At 36.2% G+C, this 24,316-nt stretch carries 18 protein-coding genes and 1 pseudogene; 16 read left to right on the plus strand and 3 right to left on the minus strand.

The features are described from left to right. Positions 1–204 precede the first annotated feature (204 nt). A pseudogene (gene tnpA, locus RV14_RS07225) lies at positions 205–488 on the plus strand (IS200/IS605 family transposase); the annotation flags it as partial. Between the two features lie 211 nt (positions 489–699). On the opposite strand, the gene RV14_RS07230 reads toward tnpA, so the two are convergent. Both RV14_RS07230 and RV14_RS07235 read right to left on the minus strand, forming a co-directional pair. Further along, positions 700–1,437 carry an amino acid ABC transporter ATP-binding protein gene (locus RV14_RS07230; protein WP_071855620.1) on the minus strand — a complete coding sequence of 246 codons (738 nt, stop codon included), beginning with the start codon at positions 1,435–1,437 and terminating at the stop codon, positions 700–702. Between the two features lies 1 nt (position 1,438). Continuing rightward, entirely contained in the window at positions 1,439–2,935 is a 1,497-nt protein-coding gene (locus RV14_RS07235; protein WP_084650327.1) for an amino acid ABC transporter substrate-binding protein/permease, read from the minus strand. Between the two features lie 298 nt (positions 2,936–3,233). Between RV14_RS07235 and uvrB the strand changes: the two genes are divergently transcribed. The 10 genes from uvrB (at position 3,234) to RV14_RS07285 (ending at position 15,213) form a co-directional block, all read left to right on the plus strand. Next, on the plus strand, positions 3,234–5,228 hold the full coding sequence (uvrB, locus tag RV14_RS07240; RefSeq protein WP_071855621.1) for an excinuclease ABC subunit UvrB: 1,995 nt from the start codon (positions 3,234–3,236) through the stop codon (positions 5,226–5,228). A 9-nt stretch (positions 5,229–5,237) separates the two neighbouring features. Continuing rightward, the gene (gene uvrA, locus RV14_RS07245; RefSeq protein ID WP_071855622.1) at positions 5,238–8,060 is read left to right on the plus strand and encodes an excinuclease ABC subunit UvrA; all 2,823 of its coding nucleotides are present in this window, start codon (positions 5,238–5,240) and stop codon (positions 8,058–8,060) included. A gap of 247 nt (positions 8,061–8,307) precedes the next feature. Further along, positions 8,308–9,573: a D-aspartate ligase gene (locus tag RV14_RS07250; RefSeq protein ID WP_174544645.1), complete on the plus strand. Its 1,266-nt coding sequence runs from the start codon at positions 8,308–8,310 to the stop codon at positions 9,571–9,573. Between the two features lie 3 nt (positions 9,574–9,576). Continuing rightward, complete coding sequence (locus RV14_RS07255) at positions 9,577–10,287, plus strand: amino acid racemase (RefSeq protein WP_071855624.1); 711 nt, start codon at positions 9,577–9,579, stop codon at positions 10,285–10,287. 156 nt (positions 10,288–10,443) lie between these two features. Next, positions 10,444–11,328 (plus strand): RNase adapter RapZ, encoded by an 885-nt coding sequence (gene rapZ, locus RV14_RS07260; RefSeq protein WP_071855638.1) that lies wholly within the window; start codon positions 10,444–10,446, stop codon positions 11,326–11,328. After that, on the plus strand, positions 11,325–12,323 hold the full coding sequence (locus tag RV14_RS07265) for a gluconeogenesis factor YvcK family protein (RefSeq protein WP_071855625.1): 999 nt from the start codon (positions 11,325–11,327) through the stop codon (positions 12,321–12,323). The genes rapZ and RV14_RS07265 overlap by 4 nt, the downstream gene beginning before the upstream one ends. A 34-nt stretch (positions 12,324–12,357) precedes the next feature. Next, a complete protein-coding gene (gene whiA / locus RV14_RS07270; RefSeq protein ID WP_071855626.1) occupies positions 12,358–13,320 on the plus strand; it encodes a DNA-binding protein WhiA in 963 nt (320 codons plus the stop codon). A gap of 170 nt (positions 13,321–13,490) precedes the next feature. Beyond that, complete coding sequence (locus RV14_RS07275) at positions 13,491–13,976, plus strand: helix-turn-helix domain-containing protein (protein ID WP_071855627.1); 486 nt, start codon at positions 13,491–13,493, stop codon at positions 13,974–13,976. Between the two features lie 44 nt (positions 13,977–14,020). Next, on the plus strand, positions 14,021–14,617 hold the full coding sequence (locus RV14_RS07280; protein ID WP_071855628.1) for a hypothetical protein: 597 nt from the start codon (positions 14,021–14,023) through the stop codon (positions 14,615–14,617). A 203-nt stretch (positions 14,618–14,820) separates the two neighbouring features. After that, the gene (locus RV14_RS07285; protein ID WP_071855629.1) at positions 14,821–15,213 is read left to right on the plus strand and encodes a hypothetical protein; all 393 of its coding nucleotides are present in this window, start codon (positions 14,821–14,823) and stop codon (positions 15,211–15,213) included. A gap of 212 nt (positions 15,214–15,425) precedes the next feature. Here RV14_RS07285 and RV14_RS07290 read toward each other — a convergent pair whose 3' ends face one another. After that, the gene (locus RV14_RS07290) at positions 15,426–15,944 is read right to left on the minus strand and encodes a thioredoxin domain-containing protein (protein ID WP_071855630.1); all 519 of its coding nucleotides are present in this window, start codon (positions 15,942–15,944) and stop codon (positions 15,426–15,428) included. Positions 15,945–16,128: 184 nt separating this feature from the next. On the opposite strand from RV14_RS07290, the gene nifJ reads away from it, so the two are divergent. The 5 genes from nifJ to RV14_RS07315 all read left to right on the plus strand — a co-directional run. Then, on the plus strand, positions 16,129–19,806 hold the full coding sequence (nifJ, locus tag RV14_RS07295; RefSeq protein ID WP_071855631.1) for a pyruvate:ferredoxin (flavodoxin) oxidoreductase: 3,678 nt from the start codon (positions 16,129–16,131) through the stop codon (positions 19,804–19,806). A 199-nt stretch (positions 19,807–20,005) separates the two neighbouring features. Then, positions 20,006–20,893 carry a diadenylate cyclase CdaA gene (gene cdaA, locus RV14_RS07300; protein WP_071855632.1) on the plus strand — a complete coding sequence of 296 codons (888 nt, stop codon included), beginning with the start codon at positions 20,006–20,008 and terminating at the stop codon, positions 20,891–20,893. Further along, a complete protein-coding gene (locus RV14_RS07305) occupies positions 20,890–22,029 on the plus strand; it encodes a CdaR family protein (protein WP_071855633.1) in 1,140 nt (379 codons plus the stop codon). The genes cdaA and RV14_RS07305 overlap by 4 nt, the downstream gene beginning before the upstream one ends. Before the next feature lie 23 nt (positions 22,030–22,052). Further along, complete coding sequence (gene glmM, locus RV14_RS07310; protein ID WP_071855634.1) at positions 22,053–23,408, plus strand: phosphoglucosamine mutase; 1,356 nt, start codon at positions 22,053–22,055, stop codon at positions 23,406–23,408. Between the two features lie 326 nt (positions 23,409–23,734). Beyond that, positions 23,735–24,316, plus strand: a 582-nt coding sequence (locus tag RV14_RS07315; RefSeq protein WP_174544644.1) for a carbohydrate binding domain-containing protein, incomplete at its 3' end; no start/stop codon positions are given.

A 24,316-nucleotide genomic window follows, 5' to 3' on the forward strand; every position in this document is an offset into this window, starting at 1 on the left:
TTTCTTCTCGGCGTTCTTTTTTATGTCTTTAGACTCCGTTTAGCTCGCAAAGTGAGCGAAACAAAAAAGCACCCGCTATGTGAGTAGAATAGTAAAAAGTCTACTAAAAAATCTCTTCAATCGCATTAAAATGTAGTTGTTCAGACTACATGATAACGAAAGGAAGAAATTTGAAGGCGAATAAGTCTAATAGCTCAGCGCAGTTACAAAGGAGTAGAAATAATTGAAGGACATATGATGCTAGTTTATGTACATCTATTGCTAAATATCCCGCCTAAAATAAGTGTTTCGAGTTTCATAAAATATCTAAAAGGAAAAAGCGCCATGATGCTATTCGATAAACATGCGAATTTGGAATATAGTTTGGAAGCTGTCATTTTTTGGCGGAGGAATATGTAAGTACGGTTGGACTTAACGAAACGACAATAAAGAAATGTATTCAAGAACAAGAAAAGCATGATATAGCTTTAGATAGACTGAGTGTTTGAGAATATAGTGTCTTTTTTAAGGGTTAAAAAGTGATATAACTTCCTCTTAAGAAGGAGCAAAACTGATAAAACCAGCGCCTTGAGACGCTGGCTAGTATTAGTGGCTTATAGCCTCAGAAGAAAACCATCTTTTGAGGGGGATGATTAAAAAAGAAAGTTGTACGCTTATAAGAAAATGAAAGGAAGATGTTCTCCTTCTTTTTTATGAGAATTAAATATTTAATACTTTATTTAGGAAGTCCTTTGTTCGTTCGTTTTGTGGATTTTCAAAAATTTGCTGCGGCGTTCCATCTTCAAGAAAATTCCCGCCGTCAATGAACATGACGCGATTGGCGACTTCTTTTGCAAACCCCATTTCGTGTGTGACGATCACCATAGTCATTCCCTGTTTTGCTAATTTTTTCATGACGTTTAATACGTCGCCGACCATTTCTGGATCAAGAGCAGAAGTAGGTTCATCAAACAACATGATATCGGGATTCATTGCCAAAGCACGAGCAATGGCGACCCGCTGTTTTTGTCCGCCGGAAAGCATTTCTGGATACACGTCTTTTTTATCTTCAAGACCGACTGTTTGCAGCAATTTGATTGCTTTTTTTTCTGCGGCTTCTTTTGCTTCTTTTTTTAAATCCATGGGAGCTAAAGTAATGTTTTCCAGCACGGAAAGATGCGGAAAGAGATTGAAGTGTTGAAATACCATTCCAATATGTTGTCTGACTAAATTAATGTCTGTGTTTTTGTCCATTAAATGAGCACCATCAATAATAATTTGCCCATCGGAAGGTTCCTCTAACCGGTTTAAGCAGCGTAAAAAAGTACTTTTTCCTGAACCGGAAGGGCCAATGATGCAAACAACGTCGCCTTCATTGATTGAAACATTGATATCATTTAAAACAGTATGCTCACCATATTTTTTCACAAGATGTTCCACTAGAATTTTTTCTGCCATCTTATTTCACCTTCTTTTCTAAGACTTTCGCTAATTTTGTAAGAGCGGTAATGAGAATCAAATACATGATAGCGATAATGAGATAAACATACGTACTTTGTGTGGTACGTGCAACGATAATTTTACCCGTTTGTAATAATTCAACTACTCCGATTGCAGAAATAATCGTTGTATCTTTTAATGAAATTACAAACTGATTAACAAAAGACGGTAACATAATTTTAATTGCTTGCGGTAAAATAATTTTTTGCATGGTTCGGTTGTAGGATAGACCAAGACTGCGAGAAGCTTCCATTTGTCCTATTGGCACAGCTTTAATCCCGCCGCGAACGATTTCAGCAATATAGGCACTTGCATTTAGTGTTAATGTGATGATTCCGGCGACAAAATCTGGAATTGTAAAACCAATGAGTCCTGGTAACCCAAAGAAAATAAAGAAAGCAAGAACCATCATTGGGATACCACGAATGATATCGACATAAATGCTTGCGATGGTTCGCAAGGCTCGAATAGGTGCTACACTAAATAATCCAAAAATAATTCCAACTATTAATGCCAAAGCAAAGGAAATGAGTGTTAATAAAATGGTTTTCCATAATCCTTTAAGCAAAGCTTGGTAGTTGTTTTGTAGTAGTCCGATCAATGTGGATTCATCTTTGCTTTTTTGAGCGGCATTGCTGTCTGTTGAAATGTATTGATGAAGAATCTTATTGTATTCGCCTGTCCGCTTTAATTCTTTTAGTCCTTCATTAAACATTTGCAAAAGTTCACCATTTTGTCCTTTTTTGACGGCGAATGCATACTTCCCGCCTGACTCTTTGGCAATGGGGGTTTCTAAATTTTGTCCGCTTTTGATAGCATAACCGATGACTGGATAATCATCCATCATGGCATCAATTGCGCCAATCTTTAAACCATCATATAATTGATCGGCAGAATCAAAATATTTGATAGTGTATCCGTATTGGTTTTCGTGATCGTTTAAAAAATCGGCGCTTTCAGTTCCGACTTTGGCACCTACAGTTTTTCCTTTTAAATCTTTATAGGATTTAATGGCGTGATTGCCCTTTTTAACAGCAATTTGAATTCCGCTTTCAAAGTAAGGATCAGAGAAATCATAATTTTTTTTACGCTCATCAGAAATCGTCATTCCTGCGATCATTCCATCTGCTTGCCCAGATTCTAATGCTTGTAAAGCAGCAGAAAATCCGCGATAGTCCATGCGCAAGTTGAATCCTTGCATTTTAGAGATGGCTTTCATTAAGTCGACGTCAATTCCTTCGTATTTTCCTTCTGTGTTTTGAAATTCAAAAGGTGCGAAAGCTGAATCACTGGCGATAACATAGGTTTCTTTTTCTGGTTTTATTTTTTGCATCGTCTCCTTCGTGCGTGATTCTGTTGTATTTTTATTTTCAGCTTGCATGGGAATACTAAACGTAAATGTGATAAATCCTATCATCATGAAAATAATTATGTGAATAAAATGCTTTTTTTTCATAATCAACCTCCTAAAATCCCAATAACTTTTCATATTTTTTTATTATAGGTGAAAACTAATAATAGATACAAGTTGAATGTGTTGAAAAAAATAAAAAAAAATCATTTCATCACAAATCACGTTATAAAATATAACATTTCAAGGTTAGGTATTGAAGATTTATTTAAGAAAATAAAAAGTTAGAAGTAGCGAAAGTATGTTCGGTATGATATAATGTCTAAGCATGAAATGCCTTTGCTTTCCTTTTCTTTTTTTCAGTCGTAAAATGAAGAGGAGAGAATGAGAAGGAGGATAAAAAATGATAGAAAGAGATACCTCCCGACACTTTGAATTGGTGTCAAAATATCAACCGGCAGGAGATCAACCAGAAGCTATTAGCCAGCTCGTTGATGGGGTTGTTGCAGGAAAAAAAGCGCAGATACTTTTAGGAGCAACGGGCACCGGAAAAACATATACGGTTTCCAATCTTATTGAAAAAGTAAATAAGCCAACTTTAATTATTGCTCATAATAAAACATTAGCTGGACAATTATATGGAGAATTTAAAGAGTTTTTCCCTTACAATGCAGTCGAGTACTTTGTTTCTTATTATGATTACTACCAGCCAGAAGCCTATGTTCCTTCAAGCGATACGTATATTGAAAAAGATTCCAGTGTCAATGATGAAATTGATAAACTGCGGCATTCGGCAACTAGTTCATTACTGGAACGAAACGATGTCATTGTAATTGCTTCTGTTTCTTGTATTTTTGGTTTAGGGTCACCTTTTGAGTACCAAAAACAAGTCGTTTCCATTAGAAGAGGAGCTGAACTTGATCGGAATCAATTGATTCGAGAATTAGTGGGCATTCAATTTGAGCGAAACGATATAGATTTTCAGCGTGGTCGTTTTCGAGTGCGTGGTGATGTTGTGGAAATTTTCCCAGCTTCACGGGATGAACGTGCATTGCGCATCGAATTTTTTGGAGATGAGGTTGAAAGAATCCGGGAAGTCAATGCGTTGACCGGAGAAGTATTAGGAGAAACAGAGCACGTAGCCATTTTTCCAGCAACACACTTTGTTACAAATGATGAACACATGGAGCAAGCTGTCGCCAATATTAAAGCCGAACTTGAACAGCGTTTGGCTGTTTTACGAAATGAAAATAAATTGCTTGAAGCGCAACGTTTGGAACAGCGAACAAATTATGACATTGAAATGATGCTAGAGATGGGCTATACTTCTGGAATTGAAAACTATTCCCGCCACATGGATGGACGTAAAGAAGGCGAACCGCCTTATACGCTACTTGATTTTTTTCCTAAGGATTTTTTGATGATTATTGATGAATCACATGTGACGATGCCACAAATTCGTGGAATGTACAACGGAGATCGGGCAAGGAAACAAATGTTAGTGGATTATGGATTTCGTTTGCCATCGGCTTTAGATAATCGTCCGTTACGTTTGGAAGAATTTGAAAAACATGTGAATCAAATCGTTTATATTTCTGCAACACCCGGTCCTTATGAATACGAGCAGACGGATACGGTAATCCAACAGATCATTCGTCCTACTGGGCTACTGGATCCATTGATCGAAGTACGACCAATTATGGGGCAAATTGATGATCTTGTCGGTGAAATTAATGAGCGAGTAGAAAAAGATCAGCGGGTATTTGTGACCACCTTGACGAAAAAAATGGCAGAAGACTTAACGGATTATTTCAAGGAATTAGGAATTAAAGTCAAGTATCTTCATAGCGACATCAAAACGTTGGAGCGTACGGAAATTATTCGCAATCTTCGTTTAGGTGAATTTGACGTGCTTGTAGGAATTAATTTATTGCGTGAAGGGTTAGACGTACCGGAAGTTTCATTAGTGGCAATTTTAGATGCAGACAAAGAAGGCTTTTTACGCAGTGAACGATCCTTAGTACAGACAATCGGTCGAGCTGCTCGAAACGCAGAAGGAAAAGTAATTATGTATGCAGATAAAATAACTGATTCAATGCAACGGGCGATTGACGAAACTGCAAGACGCCGCAGAATCCAAGAAAGATACAATCAAGAACATGGAATCATTCCAAAAACAATTATTAAAGAAATTCGGGATTTAATCTCAATAACGAAAGTCTCAGAAGACAAAGCAAAAGAAACGGTTCAAGTATCTTATGAAGAAATGACAAGAGAAGAAAAAGCGACACTGCTAATGAAATTAGAAAAAGAAATGAAAGATGCTGCAAAAGCTTTAGATTTTGAGACGGCTGCTAACGTCCGAGACATGATTCTTGAATTAAAGGCTTCAAAGTAGGAGGATTATATGGCAAACGATAAAATTATCATCCATGGTGCAAGAGCCCACAATTTAAAAAACGTAAATGTTACAATTCCTAGAGATAAATTTGTTGTAGTGACAGGATTGTCGGGTTCTGGAAAAAGTTCATTAGCATTTGACACATTATATGCAGAAGGACAAAGAAGATATGTCGAAAGTCTTTCTGCTTATGCACGTCAGTTTTTAGGACAAATGGATAAACCAGATGTAGATAGTATTGATGGATTAAGTCCTGCGATTTCCATCGATCAAAAAACGACAAGTAAAAATCCTCGTTCGACAGTCGGCACAGTGACTGAAATTAACGACTATCTGCGCTTGTTGTTTGCTCGTGTCGGTCATCCAATCTGTCCAAATGATCACATTGAGATTACTAGCCAGTCAATTGATCAAATGGCAGATAAAGTGTTGGAACTATCAGAACGAACGAAGATTCAAATTCTTGCTCCTATCATTGTAAAGAAAAAAGGGCAACATAAAAAAGTGTTTGAACGCATTCAAAAAGAAGGGTATGTACGTGTTCGAGTAGATAGTGAGATTTACGACTTAAGTGAAGTACCTGAACTTGAGAAAAATAAAAAGCATGACATAGCAATTGTTATTGACCGAATTATCGTAAAAGAAGGTATTCGGTCACGTTTGTTTGATTCCATTGAAGCAGCTTTACGTTTGGCAGAAGGGTATGTTTTGATTGATGTGATCGGCAAAGAGGAACTGCTGTTTAGTGAACATTATTCGTGTCCGTATTGTGGCTTTACTGTAGGCGAATTAGAGCCAAGGTTGTTTTCATTTAACGCTCCCTTTGGTGCATGTCCGGATTGTGACGGGCTGGGGGTTAAATTAGAAGTTGACCAAGATTTGGTCGTATCGGATCGTACAAAGACATTAAGCCAAGGTGCGGTCGTTCCATGGAATCCAATTAGTTCGCAGTATTATCCGCAATTGTTAAGACAAGCTTGTGAAAGTTATGGAATTGATATGGATACACCTTTTGAAGAATTACCAGCAGAGCATCAAGAAATTGTGATGAACGGCACGGATGAACCTTTTCATTTCCATTATGAAAATGATTTTGGTGGAGTACGAGATGTAGAAACGACTTTTGAAGGGGTACTAAAGAATATTAAACGCCGTTATCATGAAACAACAAGTGATTTTACAAGAGAGCAAATGAGACAATACATGACCGAATTAACTTGTCAAACGTGTAAAGGATATCGCTTGAATCCGCAAGCATTATCTGTTCAAATTAATGGAACTAATATTGGACAAGTAAATGAATTATCTATTCAAAAAGCAGCAGCGTTCTTTTCTTGTTTAACTCTTTCTGAACAAGAAAAAGTTATTGCGCGACCTATCTTAAAAGAAGTGAATGATCGCCTTTCTTTCTTAGAAAATGTGGGATTGAATTATTTAACGTTGAGCCGTGCTTCGGGTACTTTGTCAGGAGGAGAAGCACAACGAATTCGCTTAGCTACTCAGATTGGTTCTAATTTATCAGGAGTACTTTACATCTTAGATGAACCTTCGATTGGACTTCATCAAAGAGACAATGATCGTTTGATTGGGTCGTTGAAAAAGATGCGAGATTTAGGAAACACATTAGTAGTTGTAGAGCATGATGAAGACACCATGCGTGCAGCAGATTATCTTATTGATGTAGGTCCTGGAGCTGGTCATCAAGGAGGAGAGATCGTATCTGCTGGAACGCCAAAAGAAGTAGCTGCGGATAAAAATTCATTGACAGGACAGTATTTATCTGGTGAAAAGAGTATTCCAGTGCCTAACAAACGTCGAAAGGGAAATGGAAAAGAAATAAAAATAACAGGTGCTGTAGAAAACAATCTAAAAAATGTTTCAGTTACGTTTCCTTTAGGAGAATTCGTTGCTGTAACTGGTGTTTCTGGTTCCGGTAAGAGCACGCTAGTAAATAGCATTCTTAAACGTGCTTTGGCTCAAAAGCTTAATCGCAATTCTGCTAAACCGGGAAAATTTCGCACTATTACAGGATACGAAAGCATTGAAAAAATTATTGATATCGATCAAAGTCCAATCGGCAGAACACCGCGAAGCAATCCAGCGACTTACACCAGTGTGTTTGATGATATTCGAGAGCTATTTGCCCAAACGAACGAAGCCAAAATGCGTGGGTATAAAAAAGGTCGCTTTAGCTTTAATGTAAAAGGTGGGCGCTGTGAAGCATGTCGTGGTGATGGAATCATTAAAATTGAAATGCACTTTTTACCTGATGTTTACGTGCCTTGTGAAGTTTGCCATGGCAAACGCTACAATTCTGAAACGCTAGAAGTTCATTACAAAGGAAAAAGTATTGCTGATGTTTTAGAGATGACGGTAGAAGATGCGGTGGAATTTTTCCAACCGATTCCTAAGATTCACCGAAAATTACAAACAATTGTGGATGTTGGTTTAGGGTACGTCACGATGGGGCAGCCAGCAACGACGTTATCTGGTGGAGAAGCGCAGCGTATGAAACTGGCAAGTGAGTTGCACAAAATATCCAACGGTAAAAATTTTTATATTTTAGATGAGCCAACTACCGGTCTTCATACGGATGATATTGCACGATTGCTTGATGTATTGCAACGTTTGGTAGAAGCAGGAAATACGGTATTGGTGATTGAACATAATCTGGATGTGATTAAAACTGCTGACTATATTATCGACCTTGGTCCAGAAGGTGGTGAAGGCGGCGGAACGATTTTGGCAGTGGGGACGCCGGAAGAAATCATCCAAGTAAAAGAAAGTTATACGGGAAAATATTTAAAAAAAGTAATGACTAATAAATAGGATGGTTAAAAAAGAATTAAAAACAGCTATTTCTTCTTGTTTTATTGACTTGACTATTCTAGAATACGTTACATGGTAGTTCTTTCTACACTAATTAGTATAGATAAAAACTTCCTATAAGTTCAATCCGTTCAAAAAAGAATTGAGTAATCGGAGGAGTTTCCTTTGATTGCTTTTTTCTTTGTGGTATGATATTTCTTGTGTAGTTGAAAAAGAAAAACTAGAGATTATGGGTAAGTGAGAGATAATAATGAACAGTAATGAAAAAGAAGAATTTATTCCTATTTTATTAGGCAGTGACATGAACGTATATGGGATGGCACGCTCGTTTCATGAAGCCTATGGAAAAGAGTGTCAAGCGTATGCTTCAAACCAATTAGCGCCTACTCGCTATAGTAAGATTGTTAAAGTAGAAGTAATTCATGGCTTTGATAAAGATCCTATATTTATTGAATCCATGCTGCGTTTAGCAAAAGAGAAGTATACAGATAAAACGAAGAAATATCTACTACTCGCTTGTGGAGACGGGTATGCAGAATTGATTTCTCAACACAAAGAGGAATTATCGAAGTATTTTATTTGTCCTTACATCGACTATTCGTTATTTAAGCGTTTAATTAATAAGGTAAGTTTTTATGAAGTATGTGAGCAATATAAATTGCCCTACCCAAAAACATTTATTGTGAAAAAAGAAATGCTAATGGATGGCTATTTAAAACAAGAATTACCGCTTGAATTTCCGGTGGCAGTAAAGCCCGCTAATAGCGTGGAGTATTTGTCTATCCAATTTGAAGGTAGAAAAAAAGCGTTTATCATTGATAACCGGAAAGAATTTGATGTGATTGTAGGACGTATTTATGAAGCGGGGTATACCAGTGAAATAATTGTCCAAGATTTTATTCCCGGTGATGACAGTAATATGCGTGTGTTGAATGCATATGTGGATGAAACACATCAAGTACGTATGATGTGTTTAGGACATCCTTTATTAGAAGATCCTACACCGGCGTCAATCGGAAATTATGTGGTGATCATGCCAGATTACAATGAAAAAATTTATCAAACGATTAAACGTTTCTTAGAAGAAATCAAGTATACGGGATTTGCCAATTTTGATATGAAATATGATTCAAGAGACGGTGAATACAAATTATTTGAAATCAATCTTCGTCAAGGAAGAAGTAGTTTTTTTGTAACTCTTAATGGACTGAATTTAGCAAAATTTGTAACAGAAGATCGTGTGTTAAAAAAAGCATTTACAGAAACGATTTATGGGACCAATCAAACTGATCAAGCAAAATTATGGATGGGTGTACCAAAAAAAATTTTTATAACTTATGCAAAAGAAAGCAAAGATAAAAAAATGGCAGAAAAAATGATTAAAGAAAACCGATATGGAACTACTGTTTTTTATAAAAAAGATCGGTCGATTAAACGCTGGGTATTGATGAAGTATATGTTTAGAAATTACATTCCCCGATTTAAAAAATATTTTCATGTGAAAGAAGGTTGATTCATGGAAAACTTTTTTAGTATTTTGGGTGGAATGGGTACAAAGGCTACAGAAAGCTTTATTCGTTTAATCAATCATCGAATAAAGGCGAAAAAAGACCAAGAATATTTAAACTATGTATTATTCAATCATGCAACGGTGCCTGATAGAACGGCTTATATTTTAGATCGTAAACAGGAAAGTCCGATGCCTTATTTACTTGATGATATTAAACAACAAAATTTGCTAAATCCCAATTTTATTGTTTTAACGTGCAATACCGCTCATTATTTTTTTGATGAATTACAAGCAGCAACGAAAATTCCAATTCTTCATATGCCAAAAGAAGCAGCTAATGAATTGGTTCGTCAACAAACGACTGGAAAAGTTGCACTTTTAGGAACGCAAGGCAGCATGAAAGCAGGAATTTATGAAAAAGAAGTCAGACAATTAGGTTTTGACGTAGTCATTCCGGATTCACAGCTGCAAGCAAAAATTAATCATTTGATTTATCATGATATCAAAGAAGCCGATTATCTTAATAAGAAATTATACGATGAAATTCTAGAAGAAGCGATTCAACGTTTTAATTGTGAAAAGATCATTTTAGGCTGTACGGAACTGTCGTTAATGCAAGAATATGTAGGAGAAAAGATTTATCCTGTAATTGATGCCCAGTCAATATTAGCAGATCGAACGATCGAGCGTGCTTTACAAAGTCGCAGCATTTTTTGAGTAAGCGGAAGTTGTTTAAAAATAGGGACGGATACCCTTTGAGGGATTTGTCCCTATTTTTATCGATCATTTGTTCTTAAAAATGTTTTAACTAGTAATGACACGCCCGGAGATGTTATAATTTTAAAAAGATGTATGAGAGGAGACCATTTGATGATGGCTGATAATTTACAATTAGTGATTATTACAGGGATGAGTGGGGCTGGAAAAACGGTAGCCATTCAAAGTTTTGAAGATATGGGGTATTTTTGTATTGATAATATGCCGCCAAACCTTATTCCTAAATTTTGGGAGTTAATTAAAGAATCAGGGAAAGTGACGAAAATGGCCTTAGTCGTTGATTTACGTTCACGCTCTTTTTTTGAAGAAATTCAAAACATGTTAGTAGAAATTGAAAATACAAATTTTATTGATACGTCTATCTTGTTTTTAGATGCCTCCGATGAAGAGCTCGTAGCACGTTATAAGGAAACAAGACGGACTCACCCAATGGCGATGAATGGCCTCGTAACAGAAGGCATTCGTAAAGAACGTGCAATATTGAATGACTTAAAAACTCAAGCGTCTGTCATTATTGATACGACACCATTGACACCTCGACAACTAAGAGAAAAAATTAATCAAACATTTAAGACAAAAGAAGATCAAGGATTTCGAATTGAATTTGTCTCATTTGGGTTTAAATATGGATTACCGATTGACGGAGATATTGTAATGGACGTACGTTTTTTGCCGAATCCACACTATATTTCTGAATTAAGACCTTTGACGGGAAAAGATCAACCAGTGTACGATTATGTGATGTCTTTTGAAGAAACTGAATCATTTTATCAGAAGTTTTTAGATTTATTGCAGACGGTTTTACCGGGATACATCAAAGAAGGAAAAAGTAGTTTGACGGTAGCCATTGGTTGCACGGGTGGACAACATCGTTCCGTTGCTTTAACTCAACGTTTATCTAAAGCGTTAAGCAAAAATTACAAAGTGAATGTGACACATCGTGATAAAGATAAACGGAAAGAGACGGTGAATCGTTCGTGAAAATGAAGACGTACCGTATCAGAAAACCTAAGATTGTTGTAGTTGGTGGTGGCACAGGTTTACCAGTTATTTTGAAGAGTTTGCGCAATCAAGGTGCAGACATTACAGCCATTGTGACGGTGGCAGATGATGGAGGAAGCAGCGGGGAACTCAGAGAATCAATTGCTGTGGCACCTCCTGGAGATTTGAGGAATGTTTTAGTTTCTTTATCGGATATGCCTCAATTTTATGAAGATATTTTTCAATACCGTTTTAAAAAAGAAGATCAATTCTTGGCAAACCATACGATTGGTAATTTGATCATTGCAGCTGTAGCAGAAATGAGAGGGAGTACATATGAAGCGGTCCAACTCTTAGCTAAAATGATGCATGTGGATGGTCATATTTATCCTTCTTCGGAAACTCCTCTAACCCTTCATGCTGTTTTTAAAGACGGTACAACGGCTACGGGTGAGTCAAAAATCGCTTTAGATCGTAAAACGATTGATCACGTATATGTGCGCAATACAACAGACGATAGTGAAGCAAAACCTGCACGTAAGGTTGTTTCTGCTATCCTAGAAGCAGACATGGTTGTGTTAGGACCGGGTAGTTTATTTACGAGCATTTTACCGAATCTAGTGATTCAAGAAATTGGTGAAGCAGTAGCAAAAACGAGCGCTGAAGTGGTGTATATTTGCAACATTATGACTCAAAAAGGAGAAACGGAGTATTTTACTGATGCCGATCATATTCGAGTGTTGCATGAACACTTGAAACAGCCATTTATCAATACTGTTCTAGTTAATACTGAGAAAGTGCCAGAAGGTTATATGGATCCGGAAATTTATGATGAATACCTCGTTCAAGTGACACATGATTTTAATGGTCTTCGTAAAGAAGGGTGTCGTGTGATCTCTACTGATTTCTTAGAATTAAAAAATGGTGGGGTATTCCACGATGGAGAAAAAGTGGTGGAAGAGTTGTTTCGTTTAGTTTTTGGATCAAAATATTAACGCAACTGTTTTAAAGAGAAAGGAGGAGGAGAAAATGTCATTTGCAGCAGACGTCAAAAAAGAGCTTACTACTCTTGAAGTTCATCGAGAACATGCTAAAGCAGAATTAGCGGCACTTTTGCGCATGAATGGTTCTTTAGGGATCGTAAATCAACAATTTATTTTAAATGTGCAAACAGAAAATGCAGCGATTGCTAGACGAATTTATTCTCTTTTAAAAGATCATTATAATGTTCGAAGCGAGCTACTTGTTCGAAAAAAAATGAAATTAAAAAAGAATAATGTCTACATCGTTCGTTTAAAGCAAGGAACAAAAAATGTGTTAATGGACTTAGATATCATGGATGGTCTAATGTTCAATGGCAACGTCTCTAAAGAGATTATGGGAAATTCTCAAAAAATGCGTTCCTATCTAAGAGGCGCATTTATGGCGTCTGGTTCGGTGAATAATCCTGAGACTAGCCGTTATCATTTAGAAATATTTTCAATCTATGAACAGCATAATCAAGATATTTGTGAGATGCTAAATTATTATGGTTTGCACGCTCGAACGTTAGAACGCCGAAATGGCTATATTTCTTATTTAAAGGGAGCGGAAAAAATTGCTGATTTTTTGACTTTGATCGGTGCGACAAATTCAATGTTACGTTTTGAAGACGTAAGGATCGTTCGTGATATGCGCAATTCAGTCAATCGTTTAGTCAACTGTGAAACAGCCAATCTTAATAAAACGATTGATGCTGCTTCCAAACAAATTGAAAATATTGAATTGATTGAAAATAAAGTGGGATTGAATGCTTTGCCTGAAAAATTGCAAGAAATTGCAGAGCTAAGATTACAGCATCCTGAAGTCAGCTTAAAAGAACTAGGAGAAATGATGCCATCAGGTACGATTTCAAAGTCGGGGATTAATCATCGTATAAGAAAAATTAATGAATTTGCCGAAAAATTACGAGCAGGAGCGAACGGAAATAAGAAAGAAGTTGCAGTAAAATAACTGATTCATTTAATTGTTCTGATTTAATGAATATTTCATTTTTAGAAGGAAATGAGTTTCAACTCATTTCTTTTTTCTTTTTTTATAAAAAAAAGTTTTAGAAAAGTTAGGGGATGTGGTAACAATGAACGTAGTAGAAATATATTTTTTATAGAAAAGGAATTAGTAAAATGCCCAATAAAAAAATGCTGGATTACACTAACCTAATGGAATTACACAAAAAGTATAAAAATTGGTCTTTTGTTGCAATAAGTGCAGGGTTAAAGATAGATGAAATTAAAAAAATAAGGCATGAGTATATTATCGAAAACTTAAAAAATGGCTTATCAGTAAAAGAAGTGGCTAAAAAGATTGGAATATCAAAGAACACTATTTTTAATGAAAAAGATTTATATATCACGCGTCAATTGTTTAACGCAACGCCTAAAAAAGTGATTGCTGATGAATTGAAAATACCGTTAACAGAAATTGAGAATAAAGATTATCACTACATTAAAAGAACGATTAAAAAGAGTGTAGATAGTAGTTGTACAATTAAAAATTTAGCTCAGCATATTGGTTGTGGATGTACACCACAGGATATTATGGATCTATATATTTATAGAGCCTTAAAGGAAAAAAAAGTATTGGTGAGCTATCTGATGTACTTAAAATAACGGAAGACGAAATTATAGCGATTAGAAAAAAATACGCGGAAAAAATGATAAATGAAGGCTTAGAGCCAGAAAGAGCAAATAAAGAGCTAGCGAATGATTTAGCGATGGCTTTTCGTATAAAGAAAGTGGCGTGTGAATATGAAACGCAAAGGAAAAAATATATCAGTGAAGCTAAAGAGCGACAAAAAGCGGTGAATTTGTTAGAAAAGAAAAAAAAGTTGAAAGATATCGAAGCGATTACTGGTTTATCACAGCGACAGATCCTAGAACTTAGGTATGAGTATATCGTTAGTCAAATACTGAATGGAGTTCATCCTAGAGATATTGTAAATAAATTAAATATTAGTTATTCCGTATACAAAAAAGCAAGAAATTTATATATTACACGTGAAATAATTAAGGGAATTTCTAAAAATGACTTAGCTGAACGGTTGAAGGTGCAGCCAGAAGTCATTGAACATAGAAAATATACATATGTTATAGAAGCATTAGAGAAAAAAGAATCCGTTGACGATGTTGCCAAGCAAGTAGGTTGTTCAAAAAATATTATTACAGATATATATATACTCCATGAAATTAAAAAAAATACCGACGTGAAGAGTCTTGCAGTTCAATTTAACTGTTCGGAAAAAAAATTTTAAATACCAGAAATCGTTATGCTATAACACAAATAGAAAAAGGAGTTCCACCAGAAATTGTTCTCAATGAATGGAAGATTGATTTAAAAACGGCTCCTGAAGTCCGAGAAGCGTGTGTTATTTATGAACTTAAAAAAAATGAGAATAGACTCAATCATTATTTACAATCGAGTAGGTCAACCTTTTACCATGAAAATAATGAGGATGTGCTTTTTTTAAAAAAATTTGGGACAGCAAAAGAAGAGTTACGAACCATCTTAACAAATTATATTGATAGGAAAAAACAAAGTGGGCAATCTCTTACAACTATTGGACAAGATTTTGGGTTTGTAGTTAATGAACAAGGAAAGTTTATTTATAATGAAACATTAAAAAAAGTAAATAACTTTTTTGATCGAAAAAAAATATTCACTTCTTTAAAAAAAGGGGAAGAAAATAGTCGTAAACGGCCAGCAGAAACTAACGATCAACCTTTTTCAAATAAAAAACGTTTAGAATCAATCGTGCAAAATGCTCAAAAGAAAAGTGAAGACTGTTGCTTATTTACTACAGCGAAAAAACAAAAAATAAATGAAACTGTTAGGCAGTCTGTTCTTTAACTACAACAAATATTGTTTTCAGAGGCTGGCTACTGATAGATTAATTGTTTGAAAAAGATCATACTTTATCAAAAAGTCGAGAATACTAGCGACTTTAGTCGTGTAGAGGGATCGGTTTCGTTAACCGACCGATAAAATTTTTAAGAGATACCGACAAAAGAATAGGCAATAAAAAAGACGCTTCTCAAAAAATGAGAAGCGTTAGCACAAAGCTACTCCTTGATATAGCTCAATAGTTCTGCTTCTTGAATGGACTCATCAAAGATATTTCCATTTAGAATAATTGTAGGGACAAAACGAATAATGGCTTCATTGGCTTCATCAATGATTTTTTGAAAAATTTGTGAATCTTTCTGCAAAGATAAACCTAGTTCATTAGTGGCGTAAGATGCCACTTCTGTTAAGCTTAAGTTTTTCCATTCATCTTGAGAATCAAAAATTTTTTTAATTTCTGCTAATGCTTTTTCACCGTTTGTTATAGTGATATGGTGATGCATGACATTTCCGCGCTGCAAACTTGCTTTTTCTTTATCAAAAAGTTTAATGACTCGTTGCACTTGCCCTTTTTTTACTGCATTTTCCAATAAATCATATGATTCATTGAACCATTGACGGCAATAGGGACAAGCTACATTAATAAATTCCGCCATTTTTTTTTGCGCATTCATATTTCCATAAAGGATGCCTGTCACCGTATTAATTTTTTCTGCTTTAATGATTGATCGATCCATTGATAAACACCTCTTTTTAATGATTGTACTCGTTTTTTTGAGAAAAACCTAGTTTTTTGTTTATAAACGTCAAGTAATTTTTCTTAATCAAGTGTTAGTTTTATACAAAATAAGTAGGTTTTCTACTATTTTTACGCTATAATGAAAAAGATATTTGAGAGAATTTTAGCAAGGATGATGATAAATGCGAAAAATGAAAACAATGGATGGTAATACAGCCGCTGCTTATATTTCTTACGCTTTTACTGAGCTTGCTGCTATTTATCCAATTACACCTAGTTCACCGATGGCAGAGCTAATAGATAAATGGGCAGCAAATGGGAAAAAAAATTTATTTGGTCAACCAGTAAAAGTTGTAGAAATGCAATCTGAAGCAGGCGCTGCAGGAGTTGTACACGGTGCTTTAAAAACCGGTGCATTAACGACGACTTATACTGCTTCTCAAGGATTGCTTTTGATGATTCCAAATATGTATAAGATAGCTGGGGAATTGTTACCGAGTGTCTTTCATGTTGCAAGCAGAGCAGTGACAACTAATGCATTGAATATCTTCGGTGATCATGGTGACGTGATGGCAGCAAGACAAACTGGTTTTGTGATGTTAGCACAAAGTAGCGTCCAAGAGGTAATGGATCTTGCACCTGTGGCACATCTAGCTTCCATTGAGGCAGAGCTCCCTTTTTTAAATTTTTTTGATGGCTTTCGAACGAGCCATGAAATCCAAAAAATTGAAGTATTGGAATATGAAAAATTGGCTCCTTTAATTAATCAAGAAAAATTGGCTTCTTTTAGAAAAAGAGGGATGAATCCGAATCATCCTACTGTTAGTGGAACCAATCAAAATCCTGATATTCATTTTCAACAAAGAGAAACCATTAATTCATATTACGAAAGGCTGCCAAAGATTGTTCAAAAATATATGAAAAAAATAAATAAACTGCGAGGAACGTCTTATGATCTTGTTACTTATTATGGTGCACCTGATGCAACAGAAGTAATCGTATCGATGGGGTCTGTGGCACAGACAATTGAGCAGACTGTTGATTATTTAAATGATAACGGTCAAAAAGTAGGTTTTTTGAATATTCATCTTTACCGACCATTTCCAGTGGAGAATTTACTTCAAAAATTACCTTTAACCACTAAAGCTGTTGCTGTGCTGGATCGAAGTAAAGAACCCGGTGCTGGAGGCGAGCCACTTCTTTTAGATGTTCAAAGTGTACTTTATGATTCAACGATTCGGCCTAAAGTCATTGGAGGACGCTATGGATTAGGATCAAAAGATGTTACGCCAGATCAAATTGTTTCTGTTTTTGACGAATTGAAAAAAAATGAAATGACAATGAAAAGACGTTTTACAATAGGAATTGTAGATGATATTACGCATCAGTCTCTTGAAAAACGGTCGATGTTGGATTTGACTAGTTCCGATACGTATCAAGCAAAGTTTTGGGGGTTTGGTTCAGATGGAACAGTCGGCGCCAACAAATCGACTATTAAGATTATTGGGAATCACACGGAAAAATATGTACAGGGCTATTTTTACTATGATTCAAAAAAATCGGGTGGTTTAACGGTTTCTCATCTACGTTTTGGTGATACACCGATTCGTTCAACATATTTAGTTGAACATGCTGACTTTATTGCATGCCATACCCCAGCTTATTTACATCGTTATGATTTGGTAAAGGGATTAAAAAAAGGAGGAACCTTTTTATTAAATACTTTATGGACAAAACGACAATTGGAAACTCATCTGCCGATACGTTTAAAAAAATATTTAGCGGAAAATGAGATTCAATTTTATACAATAAATGCTATGCAGCTAGCTCAAGAAATTGGTTTAGGGCGTCGCATTAACACGGCTATGCAGACAGCCTTTTTTAAATTGGCTAATATTCTTCCAATCGAAGAGATTGTGCCTCTTTTAAAAGCAGAAGCATTGAAAAATTATGGGCATAAATCAATGAAAATTGTTGAAAAAAATAGACAAGCCATTGATCGCACTCTTGAATTGCTTCATAAAGTGGAAGTGCCAGAACATTGGCGAATGTTAAAAGTTCCTGAAAAAAAAGATCAGTCGCTCTCACGTTATGTTCGAGAGATCTTAGAGCCGATAAATGCACAAGAAGGAAATGATTTGTCTGTAGGTATGTTGGTTGCTAATCAGATGACTACTGGTGAAATGCCGCTTGGCACAGCGGCACTAGAAAAACGTGGGATTGCGTTAGAAGTGCCTGAATGGCTGAGTGATCGTTGTACGATGTGCAATGCGTGCGCATTTGTTTGCCCTCATGCAGCTATCCGTCCATTTTTAGCAGATGAAAAAGAAATGAGCGAGGCTCCGGAAGGATTTATTGTTCGAACAATGAGAGGCTTGGATGGTTTGAACTATCGGATTCAAGTTTCGGTTGAAGATTGCACGGGCTGTGGGTTATGTGTCGAAGCCTGTCCAGCAAAGGGGAAAGCTTTGATGATGAAACCATATGAAGAGCAAAAAAAACAAGCAAGAAATTGGGCGTTTGCTATGACATTAAAACAAAAAGAAAACCCGGTTAAAGGGAAAAATACGGTCTTGTCTACGCAATTCAAACAACCGCTGCTCGAATTTTCAGGCGCTTGTTCTGGTTGTGGAGAGACACCGTATGTGAAATTATTGACCCAAATGTTTGGAGAACGTTTAATGATTGCTAATGCAACAGGATGTTCTTCTATTTGGGGTGGTGCTTCACCTGCATCGCCTTTTACGACGAATGCTTGTGGAAAAGGACCAGCTTGGTCTAATTCCTTATTAGAAGATAATGCAGAGTTTGGTTATGGGATGCTGTTAGCTGCTCAAACCCGTCGGGAAGCTTTGGCAAAAGCGATTAGTGAAATCATGCCGAAAGTTTCAAAAGAGTTAAGGATAGTAATGAAAGATTGGCTCACCCATTTATTTGACAGTGAAGGAACACAACAACGGGCGGAAAAACTTCAATTTGCAATACAAACAGAAAAAAAACAAGTTCCTGAATTGGAGAAGATTCTTCAGGAAAAAGACCTTTTTGTCAAGAACAGTCAATGGCTTATTGGTGGAGATGGCTGGGCTTATGATATTGGGTTTGGCGGAATTGATCATGTATTAGCCAGTGGAGCAGATATTAATATTCTTGTGATGGATAATGAAGTGTATTCGAATACAGGAGGACAAACGTCTAAGGCGACCCCAACTTCAGCAATTGCTAAGTTTTCTGCCAGTGGAAAATATGCCTCGAAAAAAGACCTAGGAATGATGGCTATTACTTACGGCAATGTCTATGTTGCTCAAATTGCTTCTGGAGCAAATCAAATGCAGACAATCAAAGCGTTTGAAGAAGCGGAGAAATATCCCGGTCCTTCATTGATCATTGCTTATACGCCTTGCATTACTCATGGACTGTTTGGCGGAATGAAAGAATCCATTAAAGAAGCACAAGAAGCCGTTTCTTCTGGGTACTGGTCACTTTATCGTTACCATCCTGAATTGGCTGAAAAAAATAAGGTTCCTATGTCGTTAGATTATAAAAAGCCAGATTTTTCAACCATGCCGGATTTCATGCGAAAACAAGTTCGCTTTTCATCATTGGAAAATACGAATCCTCAAATGGCAGAAAAATTATTTAAAAAAACTGTACATGATGCAAAAACACGTTTTTATAAATATGCTTTGTTAGCCGGACAGTTGGATAAAATCAAAGCGAAACTAGAGCCGAAACTAAAAGAGGAAAATGCAACGCAACTGAAAAAAGAGCAAAACAATGCCGAAGATGTGACAATCAGAAGGGCGAGAAGAGCAGAGCGTGATAAAAGAGGTAAAGCACAATTAAGAAATGATTTGGAATAAGAAATATTTTAGTGTCAAAAAGACAAGAGGCGTACACTTTATCAAAAAACAGTTATCAGAGTGAGAAAATTAGTTAATTTATGTAATTTTTCTTGAAAAAATCTAGTATTTATATGAAAAAAGACAGGTAGAGTTGTCTCTTATTTCTAAACATATGATATACTTAGAAGGAAATCTCAAAAGAGAAGAGAGGCTTTTTATGTCATTTCAAATCGGGGAACTTTTTAATTTAAATTATTGGCAGAAAATGTTTTCCGGTGACTTTTTCTCTCTGAATTTTTTGGTAAACATACTGGATATTTTGGTAGTATGGTATTTGGTTTATAAACTGATCCAGCTACTGAGAGGGACGAAAGCAATCCAATTACTTAAAGGGGTTGCAATCTTTATTGTCATAAGGATTGGTGCTGAGCTTGTTGGACTGCATACGTTATCCTGGTTGATGAATCAAGTGATCACTTATGGGGTTATTGCAGCGATTGTGATTTTTCAACCAGAGATCCGACGCGGACTAGAACATCTAGGCAGAAGTTCGCTTTTTAAACAAACAAAAAGTGAACAGCAAGAAGACGAGAAGATGATTTTGTCTTTTGATAAAGCCATTCAATATATGTCTAAGCGTAAAATTGGTGCATTGATTACTATTGAACGCCATACCGGTTTAGATGAATATATTGAAACAGGAATTGCACTTGATGCAGATATAACTGGTGAGCTGCTTATCAATATTTTCATTCCTAATACGCCGCTTCATGATGGTGCGGTGATTGTGAAAAATGGAAAAATTGCCGTTGCAAGTGCTTATTTGCCTTTATCAGAAAGTATGTTGATTCCAAAAGAGTTTGGAACTCGTCACCGAGCAGCTGTCGGTATTAGTGAGGTCAGCGATGCCGTCACTATTGTTGTTTCAGAAGAAACAGGAGATGTAAGTATTACATTGGATAATCAATTGATACCCGGATTATCTCAAGACGAATATTTAGCAATTTTACGAAAACAGTTAATTGCAAAAGAAAAAAATAAAACGAAAAAGAGTGGGCTTCAATCTTTCTTGGACGCGATGACTAAGGGAGGGGATCGGAAATGATCTCAAAAGAAAAACGTACAAGTATTTTGTACGGATTTGTTGCATTACTATTTAGTATCGTCCTTTATTTCAATGCAAATGGTCAAACGATGCAAAGTACACTCTCTGGAAATGAGTCTTATACTCAGAATGCTTCAAATGTTTCAATAAAACTCTTATATGATACAAATAGATACTATATACATGGTTATGAAAGCACGACTACCGTTAAGTTGACTAGCGCAAATCGTGTTCAATTAATTGCTGAAGCAAATGAAGATACTCGGACTTTTAAAGTAACGGCTGATCTGACCGATTTAGGCGAAGGAACACATGAAGTGCCGCTGAAAATAAAGAACTTAAGCAGTGCAGTTACTGCGAAGTTGCAACCTGAGACGATCACGGTTACAATTGAAAAGAAAGTGACAAAAAAATTTGATGTAAAGGCGATTTTGCCATCAGAAACAACGTTGTCAGGGTATAGTTTAACTGAAACGGCTGTAAACCCAAGCACGGTGACGGTTACTACTGGTGATAAAACGCTAGCCGAAATCCGACAGGTTGTAGCGAAAGTTACTCCTTCTATGATGACGGATGACGGAATTAATCATGTGATTTCTGTTCAAGCATTTAATCAAGCAGGAGAAGCGTTGAGTATTGTTTCTGATCCCGCTCAAGTGAAGGTCACAGCTGATGCGATTAAACCATCAAAATCTGTTCGACTTTATGGAACGCAGCAAGGAACAAGTGCAGGCGTAAAAAATTATGATTTTAAATTTTCAGACTTGGAGGCTGAAATCACAGGTACAAAGGAACAGCTTGCTAAAATTGGTGATAGTTTTCCTGTTCCCATTGATGTGACGGGAATTACTCGCCGAGTGACTAGAACGATTGAAATTCCAGTTGAAGAAGGGGTGAAAATAGTTCCAAAAGCAATTAGAGTAGAAATAACGCCGATAATAGAAACATCAAATAATAGTTCTTCTACTCGTTCAAGTTCAAGCAGTGTTGAATCAAATTCAAGTGTATCAACAACAATTTCGACGACTTCACTTTCGACTACACAAACAGAAAAACAGTCTTCTGATAGTGTAGATTCGAGTGAATTCACCGTGGAAAGTACACAAATAACTCAAACGAGTTCCTCGGAAAATTAAGTTAAAGGAGTAAATTTACAATTATGGGTAAATATTTTGGAACGGATGGTGTCCGCGGCGAAGCCAATAAAGAACTGACACCAGAATTAGCGTTTAAGCTAGGTAGATGCGGTGGTTATGTCTTAAGCCAGCACGAGACAGAAGGAAAACGACCACGTGTGTTAGTTGGTCGTGATACAAGAATTTCAGGGCAAATGTTAGAAGAAGCCTTAATTTCTGGATTATTGTCTGTGGGCATTGAGGTGTTTCAACTTGGTGTCATTTCCACCCCAGGAGTTGCTTATTTAACGAGGCTGCAAAAAGCCAGTGCTGGTGTCATGATTTCTGCTTCTCATAATCCCGCTCAAGATAATGGGATTAAATTTTTTGGTGCAGATGGATTTAAATTGGTGGATGAGCAAGAATTGGAAATTGAAGCGTTGCTGGATGCAAAAGTAGACGAATTGCCTAGACCTTCTGCGCAGGGATTAGGAACTGTGGAAGAGTTTCCAGAAGGATTATTGAAGTATTCACAGTTTTTAGTTCAAACTATTAACGGTGATTTATCTGGATTAACTGTTTGCGTGGATGCTGCAAATGGGGCGACTACAACTTCTGTTAACCGTTTGTTTGCCGATTTAGAAACTGATTTTTATACCATGGGGACTAGCCCGAATGGCTTAAATATCAATGATGGAGTTGGCTCCACGCATCCTGAAAAATTAGCTGAAATGGTTGTTGAAAAAGGAGCAGATGTTGGTTTAGCTTTTGACGGTGATGGTGATCGAGTGATTGCAGTAGATGAACTTGGAAATATTGTTGATGGCGATAAGATTATGTTTATTTGTGCAAAACATCTTTCTCAAAAGAATCGTTTGAAAAAGGATACGATTGTAACTACCGTGATGAGTAATCTTGGGTTTCACAAAGCGGTGGAAGCTATTGGGTTAAAAGATGTCGTTACACAAGTTGGCGACCGCTACGTTGTAGAAGAAATGCGTAAAAACGACTATAATTTTGGTGGAGAGCAATCGGGGCATATGATTTTTCTTGACTTTAATACGACGGGAGATGGAATGCTTTCAGGTATTCAACTGTTAAATATCATGAAACAAACAGGGAAAAAATTATCTGAATTGGCTGCCGAAGTAACGATCTACCCTCAAAAACTTGTAAATATTCGTGTAAGTGATAAAAATGGTGCAATGCAAGTTCCTGCGATCAAAAAAATCATTGAGGAGACAGAAGCTGAAATGGCCGGTGAAGGAAGAATCTTAGTTCGTCCTTCTGGCACGGAACCGTTGCTACGCGTAATGGCAGAAGCGCCGACTGATGAAAAAGTGACTTATTATGTCGATAAAATTGCTGCCGTCATCAAAGAAGAAATTGGCTTTGAGTAAGAGAAATCGATGGGAGATTCTTAGTTGAAATAAATAGTTGACTAAGAGATTTAAATTTTTTATTTTTAAAAGGAGCTGACCGTTAGTTGCAAAAAAATTTTTTGCAACTAACGGTTTTTTTATAAAAAATGGAATAAAAAAATGAGAATTATTTTTTATGCTATGCGTCTTTCTGTATCAAATAAAGTCTTTTTTGAAAGCATGCAGTGGCTAGATGTTATGTGAAAACTTTATTTTCAAATTATAAGAAAAAAAAGTATTTTGATGAACTTATCGTGTATTAAACTTACCTTCGAAATAGCTGACAACGGAAAGGAGTTTAAAACATGAAGTTATGTAGTAGATTTGTCAAGTTATGCGTCATTAGCCTTTTTTTTGTTCATCCGCTGGTAGCAGCGGCAGTTGATCAATCGTTTTCTTTACTTTATGGAAATAAAGCAATTGAAGAGGTTATTGTAAAAAATGGTGAGTTTGACGATGGGTTAAACGAGTGGATTGTATCAAATCCGGGAGGAAACAACCCATGTCTTGTTACGGATTCAAATGGAAATAATTATGTAAACGCGAGTAATGGAGAAAATATTTTACAGTATGTTCAATTAAAACCTCGAATGACTTATAAGTTTACTTATTATGTCATTGGTTCTTCTGCGTTTCCAGCAATTGTAGAATTTGGTACGCTCAATCATGATGAAGGGTATAAACCGTTAAAAGAGGAAAAACATTATGAAGAAGTATGGAAACAACATGAATTTACTTTTACGACACCAGAAGAAGACAATACATATGTGATTCGATTTGCTTCTAGTGGAAATGGAACTGCTTATTTTGACAATGTCCAAGCAACATCGATGGACCTTGAAGCTCCGGTTATTCCTAAAAATCTCAAAGTAGATGGAGTGACAAGT

The organism is Enterococcus ratti (assembly GCF_001886195.1).
Classification (GTDB): domain Bacteria; phylum Bacillota; class Bacilli; order Lactobacillales; family Enterococcaceae; genus Enterococcus_B; species Enterococcus_B ratti.

Bases quoted from the DNA above. Each gene is read 5' to 3' on its own strand.
- RV14_RS07230 (WP_071855620.1), bottom strand. From the start codon at position 1,437: ATGGCAGAAAAAATTCTAGTGGAACATCTTGTGAAAAAATATGGTGAG.
- glmM (WP_071855634.1), top strand. From the start codon at position 22,053: ATGGGTAAATATTTTGGAACGGATGGTGTCCGCGGCGAAGCCAATAAA.
- RV14_RS07255 (WP_071855624.1), top strand. From the start codon at position 9,577: ATGGAAAACTTTTTTAGTATTTTGGGTGGAATGGGTACAAAGGCTACA.
- cdaA (WP_071855632.1), top strand. From the start codon at position 20,006: ATGTCATTTCAAATCGGGGAACTTTTTAATTTAAATTATTGGCAGAAA.
- RV14_RS07235 (WP_084650327.1), bottom strand. From the start codon at position 2,935: ATGAAAAAAAAGCATTTTATTCACATAATTATTTTCATGATGATAGGA.
- RV14_RS07290 (WP_071855630.1), bottom strand. From the start codon at position 15,944: ATGGATCGATCAATCATTAAAGCAGAAAAAATTAATACGGTGACAGGC.
- RV14_RS07275 (WP_071855627.1), top strand. From the start codon at position 13,491: ATGCCCAATAAAAAAATGCTGGATTACACTAACCTAATGGAATTACAC.
- RV14_RS07280 (WP_071855628.1), top strand. From the start codon at position 14,021: ATGATAAATGAAGGCTTAGAGCCAGAAAGAGCAAATAAAGAGCTAGCG.
- uvrB (WP_071855621.1), top strand. From the start codon at position 3,234: ATGATAGAAAGAGATACCTCCCGACACTTTGAATTGGTGTCAAAATAT.
- nifJ (WP_071855631.1), top strand. From the start codon at position 16,129: ATGCGAAAAATGAAAACAATGGATGGTAATACAGCCGCTGCTTATATT.
- rapZ (WP_071855638.1), top strand. From the start codon at position 10,444: ATGGCTGATAATTTACAATTAGTGATTATTACAGGGATGAGTGGGGCT.
- whiA (WP_071855626.1), top strand. From the start codon at position 12,358: ATGTCATTTGCAGCAGACGTCAAAAAAGAGCTTACTACTCTTGAAGTT.
- uvrA (WP_071855622.1), top strand. From the start codon at position 5,238: ATGGCAAACGATAAAATTATCATCCATGGTGCAAGAGCCCACAATTTA.
- RV14_RS07305 (WP_071855633.1), top strand. From the start codon at position 20,890: ATGATCTCAAAAGAAAAACGTACAAGTATTTTGTACGGATTTGTTGCA.